Origin of the sequence: Aeromonas sp. MR19, from assembly GCF_963899305.1 — a bacterium.
Taxonomy (GTDB): domain Bacteria; phylum Pseudomonadota; class Gammaproteobacteria; order Enterobacterales; family Aeromonadaceae; genus Aeromonas; species Aeromonas bestiarum.
Map to the genome: position 1 here is coordinate 140,095 of NZ_CAWQWZ010000001.1, position 18,089 is coordinate 158,183.

General features: G+C 62.8%; 18 protein-coding genes. 8 read left to right on the forward strand and 10 right to left on the reverse strand.

Annotation, left to right across the window (positions count from 1 at the left end; translation table 11 throughout):
* Positions 1–6: 6 nt before the first annotated feature.
* Genes AACQ95_RS00650 through hemC form a run of 3 tightly spaced genes read right to left on the reverse strand, consistent with a single transcriptional unit; the run spans position 7 to position 2,763 of the window.
* Positions 7–1,056, reverse strand: coding sequence for a uroporphyrinogen-III C-methyltransferase (locus tag AACQ95_RS00650; protein WP_043556963.1), 1,050 nt, complete (start codon positions 1,054–1,056; stop codon positions 7–9).
* Positions 1,053–1,787 (reverse strand): uroporphyrinogen-III synthase, encoded by a 735-nt coding sequence (locus tag AACQ95_RS00655; RefSeq protein ID WP_241280258.1) that lies wholly within the window; start codon positions 1,785–1,787, stop codon positions 1,053–1,055. The genes AACQ95_RS00650 and AACQ95_RS00655 overlap by 4 nt, the downstream gene beginning before the upstream one ends.
* A 46-nt stretch (positions 1,788–1,833) precedes the next feature.
* On the reverse strand, positions 1,834–2,763 hold the full coding sequence (gene hemC, locus AACQ95_RS00660; RefSeq protein ID WP_241280197.1) for a hydroxymethylbilane synthase: 930 nt from the start codon (positions 2,761–2,763) through the stop codon (positions 1,834–1,836).
* Between the two features lie 323 nt (positions 2,764–3,086).
* Between hemC and AACQ95_RS00665 the strand changes: the two genes are divergently transcribed.
* Positions 3,087–5,618, forward strand: a complete 2,532-nt coding sequence (locus AACQ95_RS00665; protein WP_043134973.1) for a class I adenylate cyclase — start codon at positions 3,087–3,089, stop codon at positions 5,616–5,618.
* 114 nt (positions 5,619–5,732) lie between these two features.
* Here AACQ95_RS00665 and AACQ95_RS00670 read toward each other — a convergent pair whose 3' ends face one another.
* On the reverse strand, positions 5,733–6,386 hold the full coding sequence (locus AACQ95_RS00670; protein WP_241280199.1) for an alpha/beta hydrolase: 654 nt from the start codon (positions 6,384–6,386) through the stop codon (positions 5,733–5,735).
* Entirely contained in the window at positions 6,383–6,697 is a 315-nt protein-coding gene (cyaY, locus tag AACQ95_RS00675) for an iron donor protein CyaY (RefSeq protein WP_042868743.1), read from the reverse strand. The genes AACQ95_RS00670 and cyaY overlap by 4 nt, the downstream gene beginning before the upstream one ends.
* A 73-nt stretch (positions 6,698–6,770) precedes the next feature.
* On the opposite strand from cyaY, the gene lptM reads away from it, so the two are divergent.
* The 6 genes from lptM to AACQ95_RS00705 all read left to right on the forward strand — a co-directional run bounded on the left by lptM (position 6,771) and on the right by AACQ95_RS00705 (position 11,628).
* A complete protein-coding gene (lptM, locus tag AACQ95_RS00680) occupies positions 6,771–6,947 on the forward strand; it encodes an LPS translocon maturation chaperone LptM (RefSeq protein ID WP_017408874.1) in 177 nt (58 codons plus the stop codon).
* A 19-nt stretch (positions 6,948–6,966) separates the two neighbouring features.
* Positions 6,967–8,217, forward strand: a complete 1,251-nt coding sequence (gene lysA, locus AACQ95_RS00685; RefSeq protein WP_241280201.1) for a diaminopimelate decarboxylase — start codon at positions 6,967–6,969, stop codon at positions 8,215–8,217.
* A 124-nt stretch (positions 8,218–8,341) separates the two neighbouring features.
* Positions 8,342–9,172: a diaminopimelate epimerase gene (dapF, locus tag AACQ95_RS00690; RefSeq protein ID WP_042868747.1), complete on the forward strand. Its 831-nt coding sequence runs from the start codon at positions 8,342–8,344 to the stop codon at positions 9,170–9,172.
* A gap of 81 nt (positions 9,173–9,253) precedes the next feature.
* Positions 9,254–9,934 (forward strand): DUF484 family protein, encoded by a 681-nt coding sequence (locus AACQ95_RS00695; protein ID WP_241280203.1) that lies wholly within the window; start codon positions 9,254–9,256, stop codon positions 9,932–9,934.
* Entirely contained in the window at positions 9,927–10,883 is a 957-nt protein-coding gene (gene xerC, locus AACQ95_RS00700) for a tyrosine recombinase XerC (RefSeq protein WP_098980920.1), read from the forward strand. The genes AACQ95_RS00695 and xerC overlap by 8 nt, the downstream gene beginning before the upstream one ends.
* Positions 10,884–10,917: 34 nt before the next feature.
* The gene (locus AACQ95_RS00705) at positions 10,918–11,628 is read left to right on the forward strand and encodes an HAD-IA family hydrolase (protein WP_241280204.1); all 711 of its coding nucleotides are present in this window, start codon (positions 10,918–10,920) and stop codon (positions 11,626–11,628) included.
* A 24-nt stretch (positions 11,629–11,652) separates the two neighbouring features.
* Here AACQ95_RS00705 and AACQ95_RS00710 read toward each other — a convergent pair whose 3' ends face one another.
* Both AACQ95_RS00710 and AACQ95_RS00715 read right to left on the reverse strand, forming a co-directional pair.
* Positions 11,653–12,051 carry an STY0301 family protein gene (locus AACQ95_RS00710; protein WP_241280206.1) on the reverse strand — a complete coding sequence of 133 codons (399 nt, stop codon included), beginning with the start codon at positions 12,049–12,051 and terminating at the stop codon, positions 11,653–11,655.
* A gap of 41 nt (positions 12,052–12,092) precedes the next feature.
* Positions 12,093–13,619, reverse strand: coding sequence for a mechanosensitive ion channel family protein (locus AACQ95_RS00715; protein WP_241280207.1), 1,527 nt, complete (start codon positions 13,617–13,619; stop codon positions 12,093–12,095).
* A 115-nt stretch (positions 13,620–13,734) separates the two neighbouring features.
* Between AACQ95_RS00715 and AACQ95_RS00720 the strand changes: the two genes are divergently transcribed.
* A complete protein-coding gene (locus tag AACQ95_RS00720) occupies positions 13,735–14,148 on the forward strand; it encodes a hypothetical protein (protein ID WP_098980916.1) in 414 nt (137 codons plus the stop codon).
* Here AACQ95_RS00720 and AACQ95_RS00725 read toward each other — a convergent pair whose 3' ends face one another.
* From AACQ95_RS00725 to AACQ95_RS00735, 3 genes are all read right to left on the reverse strand, one after another.
* Positions 14,149–14,922, reverse strand: a complete 774-nt coding sequence (locus tag AACQ95_RS00725; protein WP_241280209.1) for a gamma-glutamyl-gamma-aminobutyrate hydrolase family protein — start codon at positions 14,920–14,922, stop codon at positions 14,149–14,151.
* 362 nt (positions 14,923–15,284) lie between these two features.
* Positions 15,285–16,094 (reverse strand): sugar-phosphatase, encoded by an 810-nt coding sequence (yidA, locus tag AACQ95_RS00730; RefSeq protein ID WP_098980914.1) that lies wholly within the window; start codon positions 16,092–16,094, stop codon positions 15,285–15,287.
* 156 nt (positions 16,095–16,250) lie between these two features.
* A complete protein-coding gene (locus tag AACQ95_RS00735; RefSeq protein ID WP_337999330.1) occupies positions 16,251–17,921 on the reverse strand; it encodes a DUF342 domain-containing protein in 1,671 nt (556 codons plus the stop codon).
* Positions 17,922–18,089 lie beyond the last annotated feature (168 nt).

Consider the following 18,089-nt stretch of genomic DNA (forward strand, 5'->3'; position numbering starts at 1 on the left):
CCCTCCTCAGTTGCTGGCCAGAATGCGTTGCAGGCGCTCGGTCAGCACCTCTTCCAGCATGGCTTGGGTCTTGAAGCGATCCGGATAGTCGAACTGGATCTGCTCACCCTTGAGCTTGTCCAGTTCGGACTGCATGTAGTGGGTCGCGCTGTTGTCGGTATCGAAATACTGGGTCAGCCAGCGCTGTGCCTTCTCCAGGCTGTCGTCATACAGGGCCTGCTGCTCGCGGTAGACGGCGAGCTGGGCTTGCAGCAGCTTGGTCTTGAGGTTCTCGCGCAGGAAGATCTCCTGCTGCGGGGAGAGCAGGGCCTCCACGGCACCATCGCGGCGACGTATGGTGATGAAGTTCTCGGTGAACTTGACCCAGTTCTTCTTCAGGTTGCTTTCCCACTCGTCCGGGTTGGTGCTGACGGCCTGATCCGGCTCGATTTTCGCTTCCGGCATGCTGACGGTGGAGAGCGGTAGCAGCTCTATCTGATCGGAGAGGGCGGCCAGTTTCAGGGTCAGCCCTTCGCGATCGACTCTGGGCATCCCCTTGAGCTGGGCTATGTCTGCCGCCAGCGCCTTGCGGATGGGCATCAGGCTGGGGTCGTTGAGCGCCTTGATCCGCTCGTCGGCATTGCCGAGCAAGGTGATGGCGGAGATGAGGTCATGCTCCAGCCACAGCTTGCGGCCCGCCATGCGCACCAGGTATTCGGATTCGGCCAGCATCCAGTCGTTGGGGCGCTTGTCGTTGAGATCCAGCACCCGGTTCTGCAGGCCCTTGAGCTCGTCTTGCAGCAGTTGCTGCTGCTTGCCGACGGCGGCCAGCTGCTCACTCTCCTTGCTGTTGCTCTGATCCAGTTTGCTCATGGCCTCGGCCAGCTGCAGCTTGAGCTGATCCAGTTCCCCCTGCTGGGCCACAGCACTCTTGTGGCCGTGCAGGTAGAGACCGCCGGTCAGGCCGAGGGCCAGCAATATGGCCACGCCGCCCAGCAGGGCGCCGGAACGGCTCTTGCCGCCGTTGACCACGGCGGTCGGCTGGGGCTTGACCTGGGTTTCTTGTTGTTCAGTCATTCCATCTTCCTCAGTTCCAGAGCGGCCGTCAGGGCCTGGTTGGATGCACCTTGGGCAATCGTGATTCGGGTAAAGCCCGCCGCCTCGGCCATCTCGGCCACGCGGGGGCTGGGCACCACCAACAGGCGGTCATAAAGCCAGGGTTGCTGCTGGCTTGGCACCAGTTCCAGCAACCGCTGCAACAGTTCGCCACTGGTGATGAGCAGGCTGTCGAGCCCGGCCGCCTGCCAGTGGCGAGTCAATGCGTCCCCGTCGAGTTCGGGGTAGTGGCGCTCATAGGCCGCACAATAGTGCACCAGAGCACCGCGTGAGGCCAGCGTCCGGGCGATGAGATCCCGGCCGCCATTGCCGCGCAGGATCAGCACCCGCCTGCCGCTCACCTGTTGCAGGGCGGGCAGGGCCAGCAGCCCTTCGCTGCGCGGATCGTCCGGGCAGCTCGCCGATATGCCTGCATCGGCGAAGGCGTCCGCGCTGGCCTGACCGACTGCAAAGTAGTCAATATGTGGCCAGGTCTGACCAGTTTGCAACAGAAAATGGTGAGTAAAATGAACTGCATGCATGCTGACGGCTATGACTATGTCTGCCTGGGGCAGCAGTTCGGACAGGCGAGAGAGTTCGCTGCCCGCCACGGTTTCCAGCAGCGGACAGCAGAGCGGTGCGTGGCCGTGCCGGCGCAACAGCTGCACCAGCTCGGCGGTCTGGGCGGCCGGGCGCACCACCAGCGGGATCATCAGGCAGCGCTCGGCGGTTGTGGCCATGATCCGGCCCGGCCCGCACTCATGCCCGGTAGACCTCGGCCAGTATGACGTCGGCGCCCGCCGCCAGCAGGCGCTGGGCCAGGGTGTGGCCGAGCGCCTCGCCATCGGCCAGCGGACCGCGGATCTCGTCGCGGACCACCTGACTGCCATCCGGGCTGCCCACCAGGCCGCGCAACCAGACTTCCTCCCCCTGTACCAGGGCATAGGCACCGATGGGCACCTGACAGCCCCCTTGCAGGGCGCGGTTCATGGCGCGTTCGGTCAGCACCCGGATCCGGGTCTCCGCGTGTTCGAGCGGGGCCAGCAGGGCGTGAAGCTCCTCATCGTCGAGCCGGCACTCGATGCCGACCGCCCCCTGACCGTTGGCGGGCAGGCTCTGTTCCGGTTCGATGAAGGCGGTGATGCGATGTGCCATCTCCAGCCGTTTCAGGCCGGCGGCGGCGAGTATGATGGCGTCATATTCACCGGCATCCAGCTTGGCGAGACGGGTATTGACGTTGCCGCGCAGGTCGCGGATCACCAGATCCGGGCGGGCGGCGCGCAGCTGGCACTGACGGCGCAGGCTGGAGGTGCCGACCACGGCACCTTGCGGCAGCGCCTCTATCTGGCTGAAACGGTTGGACACGAAGGCATCGCGCGGATCTTCGCGCTCGCAGATGGTGTGCAGACCCAGTCCCTCGGGGAACTCCACCGGCACATCCTTCATGGAGTGAACGGCGATGTCGGCGCGTCCCTCCAGCATGGCGGTCTCCAGCTCCTTGACGAACAACCCCTTGCCGCCCACCTTGGCGAGAGGGGTATCCAGGATCTTGTCACCCTGAGTGCTCATGGGTACCAGCTCGACCTGCAACTCTGGGTACAGGGCTTCCAGCCGGTCTTTGACGAAGTTGGCCTGCCACAGGGCCAATGGGCTCTTGCGAGTGGCAATTTTCAGGGTTCGGGCTGCCATATCAATCAGTTGTTTCATCTTTAGAAGGAAAACGATCTTACCACCCTTTGCAGGGGCTTTCATGGCGCAGCCAGCAAAAGCGGGGCCAAGCTCAAAAAGGGGGGCTGAAAATGATTTTCATTAAGTTGAATTAATTTATTAATTCATTGAATCTACTAATTTTTATTGCTTTCCATTGATACTGTTCAGCTGCCAGTCATAAATAATCCGGTGATTCAGTGCGGGCTTGTTTACCACCGCTGTTTGCATTGTTAACATGATCACACTTTTTTGACGTCTCCCCGTTTTGGTGCGTCATTTCTTACCTCGGTATAGGCAGGGCATTGCTGGTAAAACTCGATACGCTGGTGGCGCGCTACGACGAACTCAATCGTCTCAAGACGCAACGGGCGTTAGGTCTCATGAGTCGCTATGGGCAGCAGGTCTTCCAGCTGCTGCCCGTCATGCTGCACTTCAATCATCCCCTGTTGCCCGGTTATGTGGCAGGCGATGTGCCCCACGGCATCTGGAGTTTTACCGCCAACGAGGCCCAGCAGGCCTTCATCCAGGATCTGTGCCAGAACGCCAACTGCCAGAACGGCCTCACTACCCACGACAAGTCGATCCAGGGGCTCTACTCCATGGGCAGCACCTCGTCCATCGGCCAGTGCTGCCACTCGGATCTCGATATCTGGGTCTGCCACGTGGCCGGTTTGTCGCAGGAGCGGCTCGAGCTGCTGGATCTCAAGTGCCAGCAACTCTCCAAGTGGGCCGAGCAGCGCGGGGTGGATCTCAACTTCTTCCTGATCCCCGAGGACAAGTTCCGCCAGCGCAACGATGCCCAGATGCAGGGGGAGAGCTGCGGCAGCGCCCAGCACCTGCTGCTGCTCGACGAGTTCTACCGCAGCGCCATGCTGATCGCCGGCAAGCGCCTGCTCTGGTATCTGGTGCCTGCCGAGTATGACGATCGCTACGACGAATACGTGAACGGCCTGTTTGCCCACGGCAAGCTTAGCCAGGACGACTGGCTCGATCTCGGTGGCTTCGACCGCATTCCCGCCGAGGAGTACTTCGGCTCCGCCTTGTGGCAGCTCTATAAGGGCATCGACTCCCCTTACAAAGCCGTGCTCAAGTCGGTGCTGATGGAGGCTTACTCCCACGAGTATCCCAACACCCGCCTGCTGTCTGTCACCAGCCGCGACTGGTTCCAGCACAATGAGGGCATGCACTACCGGCTCGACAACTACTGCCTGATGCTGGACAAGGTGACCAACTACCTCAAGTCCATCGGCGACATGCAGCGACTCGATCTGGTGCGACGTTGCTTCTATCTGAAAGTGTGTGACGGCCTGAGCCATCCGAAGGAGGATCACTCCCCGGCCTGGCGCCGCGAGCAGATGACCCAGCTGGTGGCCTACTGGGGCTGGAGCCCGGAGCGGCTGCATCATCTGGATCACCGCCAGGAGTGGAAGGTCGAGGACGTCAAGGTGGCCCACGCCGAGCTGCTGGAAGCCCTGATGCAGAGCTATCGCAACCTGATTCAGTTTGCCCGGCGCAACAACATCAGCGAGTCCATCAACCCGGAAGACATCGGCATACTGTCGCGCAAGCTCTACGCCGCGTTCGAGAGCCTGCCGGGTAAGGTGCAGCGCATCAACCTGACCATAGCGCCGGATCTGAGCGAACCGGATCTCAGCCTGGTGCAGGTGCCCCATGGCAGGCTGAATCGTGCCGGCTGGTATCTCTACAAACATTCGTTGGAGCCGGCGGACATCATAGGCCGGGCACCGCTCGAATATAACGGCTACATCAGCAAGCTGGTCTCCTGGGCCTACTTCAACGGCCTGCTGACGCCCCAGTCCCGGGTGCACCTGTTCAATCAGGGCTCGGATCTGCACATAGACAACCTGCACCAGTTCTGTCGTGACCTGTCCGGCACCTTCCCGGTCAAGTATCCCCGCGCCACCAACCTGGCCCTCAGCCGTCCGTGCGAGATCCGTCAGCTCTCCATCTTCCTCAACCTGGAGACGGACCCGACCAGCCACTGGGTGGGTCAGGTGATCGAATTCGACGCCAATGCTGCCGACGTCTTCTCGTTCGGCCGCAATCTGGAGTGTCTGGTGGGATCGGTGGATCTGGTCTATCGCAACTCCTGGAGCGAGATCCGCACCCTGCACTTCCAAGGTGACGAAGCCGTGGTGGATGCCCTCACCACCATACTCGGCAAGATGCACCAGGATGCCGCCGCCCCCGAGATGATAGAGGTGTTCTGCTACAGCCAGCACTTCCGCTCCCTGGTGCGGACCCGTTTCCAGCAGCTGGTGGCCGAGTGCATCGAGCTGCGCCTCGCCCGTGACAAGCAGCAGCTGGTCAAGACGCTCGCCCTCGGCAAGGAGAAGTACGGCATCTTCTTCGAGCGGCGCGGGGTGTCGGTCAAGAAGCTGGAAAACGCCATCGACTTCTACCGTCACATCTCCCACAACAAGCTGGATCACCTGCCGCTGCGGCTCGACAAGACCCACAGCCAGCACCTGCCCGGTATCGTCGACTCCTACGCCAGCGAAGGGCTGGTGCAGTTCTTCTTCGATACCCGGGATGCGGGGACCAACATCTATATCCTGGATGAGGCGAACCGGGTGGAGATCTACCAGCATTTCGCCGGCAACAAGGATGAGCTGGTGCAGGGGGTGAACCGTTTCTACACCTCCAGCCACGAGCGTTTCAGCGATGCGGGCCAGTTCAGCAACTTCAACCTGCCCCAGTACTACGAGATAGTGCAGGTCAACGGTGAGCTGGAGGTGATCCCCTACCGCAGTCAGGGACCGCTGCGTGACGGCGCAGGCCAGGCCCGTGAACTGGGCTCGGCGACGGGGTAGCATCAGGGGTCGGGCATGGGGTGGCCGATAAGGCCCTCTTGCTGACGCGGCTCCTCGAACCTGCCAAATAAAAACGGCCTGCAGATGCAGGCCGTTTGGCTATCCGGAGCCTGCTCAGTCCGCGAGGCGGGCCAGCAGCCAGCTGCGGATGTCGTCAAGCTGGGGGCGACAGATCTCGTGGCGCATGGGGTACTCGTGCCACTCGAGCGTCAGCCCTGCCGCTTCCAGCCGGTTCTTGGCGTCCCAGCCCATGGAGAGGCTCACCACGTCGTCATAGATGCCGTGCATGTAGCAGATGGGCAGGCTGCGGGCGGCCTCGCTCATCTCCGCCAGCAGGGCGTCGGGCGCCGCCAGATAGGTGGACATGCAGAGCAGCCCGGCCAGCCGTGCCGGATGGCGCAGGGCGGTGAAGGAGGCGATGACGCCACCCTGGGAAAAACCGGCCAGCAGGATGCGCTCGGGAGCAAAGCCTTCGGCCACCAGCTGATCCAGCAGGGCGGCGATGCGATCGGCGGATTCACGCACATGGGACTCCACGGCGCGGTCCGCCGGATCGTCGAAGCTCTTGATGTCGTACCAGCCGCGCATCTTGTAGCCCATGTTGATGGTGATGGCGCGCTCGGGGGCATCGGGCAGCAGATGGCGCACCGGCAGGCCGGCAGGCAAGTCCAGCGCATCCACCAGCGGTGCCAGACCCGCGCCGGAATCCCCCAGCCCGTGCAGCCAGATCACGGCGTGGCGAGCGTTCTGCGGATGTAGGTCGATCATGGGAATACCACAGCCTCACCCGCCTGGGTGGTGCAGGCCTTGGTCAGCAGGGCCTTGAGCTCATGGCCGAAGCGGTTGTCGATCCAGGTTTCCCCTTGCAGCTCGAAGTGGAAACCGTTCTCGCGGGTGGCGACCCAGATCTGGTGCAGGGGTTCCTGCTTGTTGATGATGACCTTGGTCTTGTTCTCGAACGACAGGGTCAAGACCCCCCCGGCGCGTTCACAATCAATATCCGGATATCCTGCGTCGACAGTGTCTTCCACATATTGGAAAAAGGCGTCGGTCAGGGCGTGATACTCGTGATCCTTCATCGGTTTATCCTGTTGCTTTTAACAATGTGAGTGCGATTATAGAGGGCCAAAAATTTTTTCGCAGCGAACCATTATGATTACCCAGCTTACCAAGTGTCTGCTTGCCACTCTTCTGTCTCTTGGTTTGGCCGCGTGTGGCCTGACGGGGCCGCTTTACATGCCGCCCCCCGAGCAACCCCAGACCCAGAGTACACCGCAAGCACAGACGCCTGCGACCGCCGAAGCCGCCCCAGAGGCCGCGCCGCAATAATTCAGGAAGGAACCGCCCCTTGGATCACTTTAACTACGACGCCGACGGCCAGCTTCAGGCCGAACACACCTCGCTGCAACAACTTGCCGAGCAGTACGGCACTCCGCTGTACGTTTACTCCCGCGCGACCCTTGAACGCCACTGGCATGCCTTCGATCAGGCCGCAGGCGATATTCCCCATCTGATCTGCTATGCGGTCAAGGCCAACTCCAACCTGGCGCTGCTCAACCTGCTGGCCCGCCTGGGCTCGGGGTTTGACATAGTCTCCGGCGGCGAGCTGTCGCGGGTACTAGCGGCGGGCGGCGATCCGGCCAAGGTGGTCTTCTCCGGCGTGGCCAAGAGCGAAGCCGAGATGCGGCTGGCGCTGGATAAAGAGATCCTCTGTTTCAACCTGGAGTCGGAAGCCGAACTGGAGCGTCTGAACCGGGTGGCGGGCAGCATGGGCAAGAAGGCCAGGGTTTCGGTGCGGGTCAACCCCGACATCGATGCCGGGACTCATCCCTACATATCCACCGGCCTCAAGCAGAACAAATTCGGCATTCCCATCGAGCAGGCGCCCGCCATCTATCGCAAGGCGGCGGCCATGGCCAACATAGAGATCAAGGGGGTGGATTGCCACATCGGCTCCCAGCTCACCGAGTTGACGCCCTTCATGGAGGCGGCCGACAAGCTGCTGAAGCTCATCGACGAGCTAGCCGCCGAAGGCATCCAGATCCATCACCTGGACGTGGGCGGCGGGCTCGGGGTCAACTATGGCGCCGAGCAGCCGCCGCACCCCACCGAATATGCCGAGGCGCTCAAGCAGAAGCTGGCGGGCCGGGATCTGACCCTGCTGTTCGAGCCGGGCCGTGCCATCGTCGCCAACGCAGGCGTGCTGCTGACCCGTGTCGAGTTCCTCAAGCCTGGCGAGACCCGCAACTTCGCGCTGATCGACGCCGGCATGAACGATCTGCTGCGCCCTTCCCTCTACGGCGCCTGGATGAACATCATAGAGGTGGACAGCCGCACGGCCCATGAGCCGGCGCTGTACGACGTGGTGGGCCCGGTGTGCGAGACGGGTGACTTCCTCGGCAAGGAGCGCACCCTGGCCATAGGCGAGGGTTCCCTGCTGGCGGTTCGCTCCGCCGGTGCCTACGGCTTTACCATGTCATCCAACTACAACACCCGTCCGCGCGCGGCCGAGGTGCTGGTGGATGGCACGCAATCCTTCCTCATCAGAGAGCGCGAGCAGTTGGCCGATCTCTGGCGCGGTGAGCATCTACTGCCCTGAAAACAGGAAGGCACCATGGCGATGGGATGGTCCAGACGCGTCTCTGTGTGCGTTGAACGCGCGAGCAGTTGACCGATCGCCGGTGTCGCGAGCATTTACTGCCTAAAGGGTACAGGAACGCACGATGTTGATAGATTTTTCCAAGATGCACGGGCTGGGCAATGACTTCATGGTGGTGGATGGCGTCACCCAGAAGGTGTTTTTCAGCAATGACGTCATCAAGAAGCTGGCGGATCGCCACTTCGGGATCGGCTTCGACCAGTTGTTGCTGGTGGAGCCGCCCTATGACCCTGAACTCGACTTTCACTACCGTATCTTCAATGCCGATGGCAGCGAGGTGGAGCAGTGCGGCAACGGTGCCCGCTGTTTCGCCCGTTTCGTGCGCCTCAAGGGGCTGATCAACCGGGATCGCATCGCGGTCAGCACGGCCCGCGGCCGCATCATCCTGCAGCTGGAAGGGGAGAATCAGGTCACGGTCAACATGGGCGTCCCCCAGTTTGAGCCGGGCAAGATCCCGTTTCGGGCCCAGAAGGCGGAAAAAACCTATCTGTTGCGGGCGCAAGAGCATACTGTGATGTGTGGTGTCGTCTCCATGGGCAACCCTCACTGCGTCATCGAAGTGCCGTCGGTGGCCGAGGCGCCGGTCGAGACACTGGGCGCCATCATGGAGCGGCACGAGCGTTTCCCCGAGCGGGTCAACGTCGGTTTCATGGAGATGGTCAACGCCACCGAGATCAAGCTGCGGGTGTTCGAGCGCGGGGTGGGCGAGACGCTTGCCTGCGGCACCGGCGCCTGTGCGGCGGCTGTGATCGGCATCAGTCAGGGCAAGCTCAAGGAGCGGGTCACCGTCAGTCTGCCGGGTGGCAAGCTGACCATCGCCTGGAAGGGACCGGGTCAGCCGGTCTATATGACGGGCCCGGCCGAGCATGTATTCGACGGCCAGATAGAGTTGTAGGCATGGGGCGGAGATGACTCCGCTCTGCCAAGCGCTAATGTCGGGGCCTTGTGCCCCTTTTTCGGATGGACCAACCAAGTTATGAGCGAACTCAAACGGCAGGAATCACTGGTGGATGAAGCCACAGTGCTGGAGTACCTGGCCCGTTATCCCGAGTTTTTCCAGCGCCACGCGGCCATGCTGGATCGGATCCGCATTCCCCACGAGCGCAAAGGCTCGGTCTCGCTGGTCGAACGCCAGATGGACCGGCAGCGCGAGCGCATAGAGCAGCTGGAGCAGGAGATCACCGAGCTGATGGGGATTGCCAGCGAGAACGAGCGGATCTTCCGGGTCTACGCCGATCTCTACGGCGAGCTCTACGGCTGCCAGACCCTGTTCGAGGTGAGTGCCGTGATGGGCAAGGCCTTCATGCAGCGACTGCGGCTGACCGGCCTGCGGCTCTGGCTCAGCCCGAAGAAATTCCAGTTGAGCGGCCCCGAGCAGAAGTTCATGGCGGAGGGCAGACAGCTCGAGCAGCTGCTGGGCCAGCGCCTGCCGGGGCAGGATTACTACTTCGGCCGACTCAACCAGAGCGAGAAGCAGGCGCTGTTTGGCCACGATGTGCTGGTCAACTCCGTTGCCCTGATGCGGCTCGGCGATCTCGGCGTGCTGGCCTTCGCCAGCTCGGATCCCAGCCACTTCAGCCCCCACAACGACACCCTGCTGCTGGGTCAGCTGGGCCGCTTGCTGCAACTGCGCCTGCCCGAGCTGGTTCGTGGCTAAGGCACAGTCTCCTGCCGCCGAGCCTCTGCCGGCCAGCCTGGCCGATGAGTTGGCGGCCTTCATCGAATACCTGAGGGTCGAGCGCCAGCTCAGCCCTCATACCCGCAGCAACTACCGCTCTCACCTGGAGATCATGACAGCCGAGCTGGTCAGGCTTGGCCTGAGCGACTGGACCCGGCTCGAGGCGAGCCAGGTGCGCAGCCTGGTGACCCGGATGCACAAGGCCGGACTGGTGCCCAGCTCTCTCGCCACCAAGCTCTCGGCCCTGCGCAGTTTTTGCGACTGGCAGGTGCGCCAGGGGCGGCTCAGCGCCAACCCGGCCCGTGGCATAGCGACCCCCAAGCAGGGGCGACCCCTGCCCAAGAACCTGGATGTGGACGAGATGTACCAGCTGCTCAACATCACAGACGAGCAGGATCCGCTGGCGGTGCGGGATCGCGCCATCATGGAGCTGATGTACTCTTCCGGCCTGCGGCTCGCCGAGCTGGTGGGGCTCAATCTGACGGACATCAAGCTCGATGATCGTCAGCTCAAGGTGACCGGCAAGGGCGCGCGGGAGCGGGTATTGCCCATGGGGCGGATGGCGGTGGAGTGGTTGCAGAAGTGGCTCAAGGTGCGCCCCCTGCTGGCGGGGGACGAGGCCGAAGCCCTGTTCGTCTCGCAGCGCAAGCGGCGGCTGTCGGCCCGCTCGGTGCAGGAGCGGCTCGATGGCTGGGGCAACAAGCAGGCGCTCAATGCCCACATCCATCCCCACAAGCTGCGCCACAGCTTCGCCACCCACATGCTGGAGTCGTCCGGCGATCTGCGGGCGGTGCAGGAGCTGCTGGGGCACGCGGATCTTTCCACCACCCAGATCTATACCCACCTCGATTTCCAGCATCTGGCCAAGGTGTACGACAACGCCCATCCCAGAGCCAGGCGGGATCCTGCCACCCCGGAAGATGAATAACGGGGTCTGGTTACCCCGCCGTGAAGGAGCATGAATGCATTTTTATCGCCGCTGGCAGCCGGTGGCCGCCATCTCGTTCGACCTCGATGACACCCTCTACGACAACGGCCCCGCCATTGAACGGGCCGAGCAGTGGATGCTGGCCCATCTGCGCAGCGAATACCTGGCTACCGCCATGCTGGACAAGCCACGCTGGCTGGAACTCAAGCGTGCCATCCTGCTTGCCCATCCCGAGTTGCGCCAGGATGTCAGCCTGGCGCGTCAGCGCACCATTCATGAGGCCATGGTGCAGGGCGGTATGATGGCCGCCACCGCCAGCCGGGAGGCCGAACAGGTATTCGCCGCCTTTCTCGCCGAGCGTTCCAGAATAACGGTGAGCGCCGCGACTCACGATTTGCTGGCGCGATTGGCCGGGCGCTACCCCTTGGTGGTGATCACCAACGGCAATCTGGATCTGACCCGGGCCGGGCTGGTGGATTACTTCACCCTGGTCTGCAAGGCGGGCGCGGGCGCCAGGATGAAACCGGCGCCGGACATGTTTGTACAGGCGCAGAGAGCCCTCAAGCTGGCTCCCGGCCAGATCCTGCATGTGGGGGACCACCCGGAGACGGATGTGCTAGGCGCCCGCCTGCACGGTTTTCGGGCCGCCTGGCTCAACGATCGCCAGCAGCCCTGGCAGGGGTTGCAACTGTTGCCGGATGTGGAGCTGACGGCGCTGGGCGAGCTGGCCGACTTGCTGCTCTGACGGCGATGGCTGCCCTTCACTGCGTTATTTGCGGCAGATCAGCCCACGCAGATCGTAAGGGTCGCCCTGATTGACCCGGCAGTAGCTGATGCCGAAGGGCAGCGCCTGCTGCAGGGTGAGGGCGGTATCCTGATAGTGGCAGACCAGATAGAGGGGACGCAGGCTGCTGCCGAGCAGGCTCCAGTAGTGGATCTCGTCGCTGTCGCCATTGTCTGGTTTGAGCTGAACCAGCTCACCCGGCTCACCATCAAACAGCGCCAGGTTTGCCAGCCGGTGGCTCAGGTTCTGACCCGGTTTTCCTTCCGGATCCCGGCTCAGACCCTGCCAGCCATCTGGTGTGGTCAACAGTTGCTGGCGGGTCTCGATTCCGGGTGGGCAGTCAAATTGCAGGGTGGCACTCAGGGCCAGGGCGGTCAGCAGCATGGAGTCGGTCTCTTGTCGAAAACTCGGGCCTCCATGCTACGTCATAGGCCGCCAAACAGCGCCTTCAGTTTATCCAGCAGATCCCGCGGCGGCGTGACCTGCCTCAAGGATTCCGCCTCCCTTGCCAGCAGTGCCTGCTGCTCCTGCTGCCTGGCGCTAAGTACCCGGTAGAGCGGTTCGACCAGCGACTCGCGCTGCATGACTAGCTCCTGGAACATGGCCTGATTGATACGATAGGTTTCGACGGTGCCGAGCGCCCGCACCGTGAATGGATTGGGCTCGCCGGTGAGCAGGCTCAGCTCGCCGAAGAAGTCGCCTGCGCTGAGGGTACCGAGCAGCAGTTCGCGCCCTTCCACCTCCACCAGCATCTCCGCATCCCCCTTCACCAGCACGAACAGCCAGCTCGAGATATCGCCCTGGGTCAGCATGCGATCGCCGTTGACGAAAGGAGCGAACTTGACCTGATCCGCCAGTTGCAGCAGCTCTTCTTCCTGCAGCATGGCGAACAGCGGCAAGCGGCGCAGGGTGGCGGTGCGCTCGGCGGTATGGCGCTTGTGGCGCTGATCCTTGTGATCCTGATCCGTGGTCATGAAGACGTTGAAGATGGGGGGCGTGAGGCGGCGGTCGTTGCGGCGCAGGGCTGCATCGATCAGGGTGCGCACCGCAGAGTCGGTGGGATCGTCCACCGCCAGATCGGTGAGCCAGTAGCGCACCGCGTAGCGGGCGACGCCGTTCTCCACGTTCATCAGCAGGCAGTCGGGCATCGGGCTGGCGGAGACGTGGCGGAGGCGGGTCTCCCGCAGGGAGTGTTCCACCAGCGCTATGATCTGGGTCGGCAGCGTGTCCAGGGTGATGTCGAACCAGACCCAGCGCCGCCACTGCAGGGGGGCGTTCTGTCGCCGTCCCAGCACGGTGAAGCGCTGTTTGAGCAGGTGGCTGTTGGGGATCACCACGGTTTCCCAGTTGCGGGTCTCTATGGTGGTGGCGCGCCAGTTGATCTCCACCACCCGGCCCTGGGTAGTCTCGACCTGCAGCCAGTCGCCGATGGCGATGGAGTTGTCGAGCTGGATGGAGACTCCAGCCAGCAGATTGCCCAGGGTGTCCTGCATGGAGAAGGCGATGACGGCCGTGATGACGGCCGAGGTGGTGACTATCTCGCCGAGCGCCATGCCGGAGGCGTAGAGCCGGAACAGGCACCAGCCGATGTAGCCGACCGTGATGACGATGTCGGCTATGATGCGCGGGATGCGGATCTGGCACAGGGGCAGCAGAAACTGGAACAGCAGTATCCCCCAGACTTTCACCAGCACCAGGCCGGCCAGCAGACTGGAGATCTCCACCAGCCAGTGGTGGGGCAGGGGCAGGCGAAACCATCCGCCCTCGAACTGGATCAACAGTATGGTGACGGTGCTCAGCATGACGAAGCCGAGCTCGGCGACCAGCTCCCGCCGCCGGCCAGGGGAGCGCCAGAAATGGGTAGCGAGTAGAGACAGGGTCAGCAGGCTCCAGAACGGGTGCTCACCAATCCACAGCAGGGTAGGTAGCGCAATGAGGTGATCGCTAAACATAACAGCCCCTTATCATTGGTTATTTCCAGCATAGTTGCTTTCGAACCGCTAAATGGGTGCGGGGTGAGGGCAATTTATTTATGCTGGGCGCCAATGTGGCAGGGGAGTGGCGAGTGTGCGCAAGTTGAACAAGCTGGTCTGTATCGCGGGGGTCTGGTTGCTGGCGGGCTGCGATCAGCTGGCCGACAAGTATAGAGTCGAGTTTCGCGATGGTTCCTGGCGCGAGATCGCCATTACCCCCTTCTCCGACGAGGCCCGCTGGCGCGAGGGCTGCGCCACCGGCGAGGTGCTGAGCGACATGACGCTGCCGCTCAAGCGGGGCAAGGTGGTCAATGGCCGCGAGCAGCTGCTGATCGGCGGTGAGCTGTTCGAGTTGGATGACGATGCCCTCTATCGCAGCAACGGCATGGTGTTCGGCCACACGCCGGATCACATCCAGCGCGGGCTCAAGGGGATGGAGATATGCCGAACCCTGCGCCCCGAGCGGGGTGGTTTGCCCAAGCTCAAGGCGCGGGGGTTTGGCGACTAGTCAGCCCTTGCTGGCGCGGGCCCGGCAGGCGTCGCCGAAGGCCTCGAAAATCTTGATGGAGTGGGGATTCTCGCTTGCTTTCCACTCCGGGTGCCACTGCACCGCCAGCAGGAAGGAGGCGAGGGCAGGGGCATGGAGCGCCTCGATCAGCCCATCCTCGGCGTGGGCCAGCGGCTCAAGCCCTTTGGCCAGCGTCTTGATCCCCTGTCCATGCAGCGAATTGACCGGGATCGACGGTTGTCCCATCAGCTCGGCAAACCAGCTGCCTGGCACCAGCTCGACCTGATGACTCTCACCATACTGCTCGTCGACCGGATCGTCCGAATCTTCCCTGTGATCGTCATAACCCGGCTCGTTGTAGACCTTCTGATGAATGTCGCCGCCAAGGGCCACGTTGATCTCCTGCATGCCGCGGCAGATCCCGAGGATCGGCAGGCCGCGATCGAGGGCGGCGCGCACCAGCGGGATGTCGAACAGATCCCTGTCTCTGTCCTGCTGCTTCTCCGGGGTCAGGTTCTCCTGGCCGTAGAGGGCGGGATCTATGTTGGATCCGGCGCCGCTCAGATAGACGCCATCCGCCAGATCCAGATACTGCGCCAGATCCTCTGTGCCGCAGCAGGTCGGCACCAGCAGCGGCACGCAGTCGCTGATCTCTACCAGCGGCATTATGTATTTGTGGGTCATCACCTGATAGGGGTGACCATTGCGGGGCTGGGCGCCCATGGTCATGAGTACGACGGGTTTACGCGGGGTGTGGGGGTTGCGAGCTGTCATGATTCACCTTGCTATCCTTTGCGGTCCTGCGCCTTGGGAAGGCCCTTGCTGCCGCTGAAAGGGCAAGGGCATGCCTCAAGGCATGGTCATGGGATCAGGGTCGTGCCGCAGTACCAGAATCGTCGGTCAGCCTGGGCAATGACAGCCTGGATCCTGATCCCAGTCTGCCAAGGCCGTTCAATATGTCAAACGAAATGATGCTGAAATGTTAACTGTTTTAAGCGAGGAGCTGCCTTGAGTCCCTTTTGAAGGGGCCTGCGGGGCGTGTTGGTGAGATGAGGGATATGGTCTGTGGTGGATATATTAAACATCTGGCCGGGGTAACCGGATAGCAGAAGGGGCCCGCAGGCCCCTTTGTCGACTCAGGCGTTCAGCACGAATCGCTCGATGATCTGGGCGACCCCGTCTTCATCGTTGCGCGCCGTGGTGTGCTGGGCCAGCGCCTTGATCTCGTCGGTGGCATTGCCCATGGCCACTCCCAGCCCGGCGTATTCGATCATGTGGTGATCGTTGCCCGCATCCCCCACGGCGATCACCTGGGCGGCGTCCAGCCCCAGATGCTCGGCCAGGGCGGCGACGCCGGTCCCCTTGTTGCTCTGCTTGTGCATGAACTCGAGGAAGTAGGGGGCGCTGCGCACCACTGTGTAGCGCTCATAAAGCTCGGCGGGCAGGCGTTCGATGGCGCGGGAGAGCTGGGGCTGCTCGTCGATCATCATCACCTTCATGATCTGCTCGTCGGCGGGCAGGGTGGCGAAATCGATCAGATTGATGGGCATGCCGATGAGGCGGGATTCGTGCTCGGTATAGGTGCTGACCCTGGGGCTGATGAGGCCACGGGTGACAGAGAAGCCGTGTACGTTCACCTCCAGCTCGTTTGCCAGCCTGGCGATGGCGCTGGCGTCGCTGCCGGTCAGCAGCTGGCTGCGGATGATGCGCTGATCGGCCACCTGTTGCACCAGGGCGCCGTTGTAGCAGATGACGTAGTCATCCTGACCGGTGAGGCCGAGCTCGACCAAGTAGCGGCTCATCCCCTCCAGCGGGCGCCCGGAGGCCAGCACCACAGTCACGCCCCTGGCGCGGGCGGCCTGAATGGCGGCGTGGGTGCGGGGTGAAATCTGGCCCTGGGAGTTCAACAGGGTGCCATCCATATCCAATGCGATCAGCTTGTACATCTCTCACTACCTGAAGTCTGGCTGGCCCGCCCTATGGGGCCAATGGGAGGCCGAGTGTAGCGAAATTCGCCGCCAGGATCACGGGTTGGCGGCGAGAGGCAGCGCCAGCAGGGGGGATCTTGCCGGGGAGTCGCGAGCCGCAGGGCCCGCAGGCCGTCACTTGTGGGGTTCGTAGGGGGTCAGCTGCAGCTGATCTTCGTGGATGGCGAAGTGGATGGGGCCGTGCTCTATGTCGACCCTGTAGTGGTGGTGGGCCATCTCCACCTCGACCCCGGGGAAGACGCGCTGGGTGGCTATGATGTCCATCTCCGTCATCAGTTTTTGCAGCTCTTCCTGCGCCGCCTCCAGCTGTTCATCCAGCAGCTTGCTCTCGTCGATATGCTGGGTGCGGATCAATTTGATCTTCTGCACTGTCTGGGGATTGCGCTTGTCCCCTGGCAGCTGCAACAGCTTGAGCAGCAGATCCTGCAGCTTGTCCAGCTGATCCCGGCACTCCTGCTTGCGCTGGCGCAGGGCCTGCTCCTGCTCCTTGTGGGTGAAGTAGCCACCGAGGATCTGCAACCGGGTCTGGTTGTAGGCCGAAGCCCCCAGTATGGGGGCCATGATGAGGCGATTGGCGATGCTGATGCCCCCCAGCAGGTGGCCCTTGCGCATGCCGCTGTCGCCTACCTTGATGTCTTGCCCGCTGCGGCTGTAACAGTGGCTGAGCTGGCTCTGGATCTGGATGTCGCCGCCGGCCTCCAGCTTGGCGTACTGGGCATAGCTGGCGTGGATCTCGCCCTGGGCATTGAGGTGGCAGAGGTACTCGTCACTCTGCTCGCTCTTGCGGCCTATGATGCCGCTGCGCACCGTGATGGTGCCGCTCGATTCGATATAGCCCCCCTCGACGAAGCCGCCGATCACCACGTCGCCGCTGGTCTTTATCTTCATGCCGGGGGTGACATCTCCCGCCACTATCAGGGCCCCCTCGAAGATGACGTGGCCGTGGCGGATGTCGACCTGCTTGACGCTCAGCACGTCGTCCACCTTCATGCCGTTCTTCTCCTGGCGAGGCAGACCGGGGCGGCCGGCCAGCAGCAGATCCACATCGTCCGGCGAAGCGAAGGTGCCCTCGCCGGCGACCATGGGGCTGTCCTTGCCGTGTTTGGCGGGCAGCTCCTGGCCGGTGACGGTAAAGCCGGGTACGCCCTGGGTGGCGGGGTGGCGGCGCATCAGCTGGGCGCCCGCCTTGACGGTGAGCAGGGTGCCGAGGTCGCGCATGTCGACCCGGCCATGATCCAGCTCCTGGGGCTTGAGGATCCGCTCGGCCGGGGTTTCCACCAGCCGCTCGAAGCGGGTGTCCTGGCCGTTGACGGCGGCCTTGCCCAGCGCCACCGGCAGCTTGAGCAGGGCCCCCGGTGTCGCCTCCTTGGCGGCCAGAATGGCGGCGGCTATGAGGGGCGCCTGTACTCCCTGGCTGATCTCGCTGGCCTGCACCGCCTGCTCCAGCTGTTCAGTGGTGAGATACTTGCCACCCCAGTCGGCGGTGATCTGGGCAACGGCGCTCATCCGGTCTTTCTCCACCACCAGGGTGACGCGGGCATCGTGGCGCTGGGCGACGGGGACCGGATTGCCGGGCAGGGGGGCGGCCGGGTTGCTCAACAGGGTGTTGAGCAAGCTGATGGCCTGCTTGATCCCCTCCGTCAGCGGCTGGTAGCGGCGACAGTTGGAAGCCAGCAGCAGCGTCTGGATATCGCTTTCCGAGACGGGTTTGGTCAGCCCGGGCACTATGCGCAGGCAGGCGTACTCCATATCGGTTGATAACAGTAACCACTCTTTGCTTAACACCCGGTTCCCTTCCCTCGTCTGCATCCATATCGAGATCGCTTCTTACTTCCATTTAATCGGCTTTTTGTTAAAAACGCGAGTCATCAAGATGGTTCCGGTCTGCAGTATTCGGGCATTTCTCCTTTTTGGTCAACGAACTAAGCACAAATGGGTGAGCTGGGACGAGGA

Excerpts from the sequence above, each read along its gene's own strand:
- AACQ95_RS00650 (WP_043556963.1), bottom strand. The coding sequence starts at position 1,056 with ATGACTGAACAACAAGAAACCCAGGTCAAGCCCCAGCCGACCGCCGTG.
- AACQ95_RS00655 (WP_241280258.1), bottom strand. The coding sequence starts at position 1,787 with ATGATCCCGCTGGTGGTGCGCCCGGCCGCCCAGACCGCCGAGCTGGTG.
- hemC (WP_241280197.1), bottom strand. The coding sequence starts at position 2,763 with ATGGCAGCCCGAACCCTGAAAATTGCCACTCGCAAGAGCCCATTGGCC.
- AACQ95_RS00670 (WP_241280199.1), bottom strand. The coding sequence starts at position 6,386 with ATGATCGACCTACATCCGCAGAACGCTCGCCACGCCGTGATCTGGCTG.
- cyaY (WP_042868743.1), bottom strand. The coding sequence starts at position 6,697 with ATGAAGGATCACGAGTATCACGCCCTGACCGACGCCTTTTTCCAATAT.
- lptM (WP_017408874.1), top strand. The coding sequence starts at position 6,771 with ATGATTACCCAGCTTACCAAGTGTCTGCTTGCCACTCTTCTGTCTCTT.
- dapF (WP_042868747.1), top strand. The coding sequence starts at position 8,342 with ATGTTGATAGATTTTTCCAAGATGCACGGGCTGGGCAATGACTTCATG.
- AACQ95_RS00695 (WP_241280203.1), top strand. The coding sequence starts at position 9,254 with ATGAGCGAACTCAAACGGCAGGAATCACTGGTGGATGAAGCCACAGTG.
- AACQ95_RS00705 (WP_241280204.1), top strand. The coding sequence starts at position 10,918 with ATGCATTTTTATCGCCGCTGGCAGCCGGTGGCCGCCATCTCGTTCGAC.
- AACQ95_RS00710 (WP_241280206.1), bottom strand. The coding sequence starts at position 12,051 with ATGCTGCTGACCGCCCTGGCCCTGAGTGCCACCCTGCAATTTGACTGC.
- AACQ95_RS00715 (WP_241280207.1), bottom strand. The coding sequence starts at position 13,619 with ATGTTTAGCGATCACCTCATTGCGCTACCTACCCTGCTGTGGATTGGT.
- AACQ95_RS00725 (WP_241280209.1), bottom strand. The coding sequence starts at position 14,922 with ATGACAGCTCGCAACCCCCACACCCCGCGTAAACCCGTCGTACTCATG.
- yidA (WP_098980914.1), bottom strand. The coding sequence starts at position 16,094 with ATGTACAAGCTGATCGCATTGGATATGGATGGCACCCTGTTGAACTCC.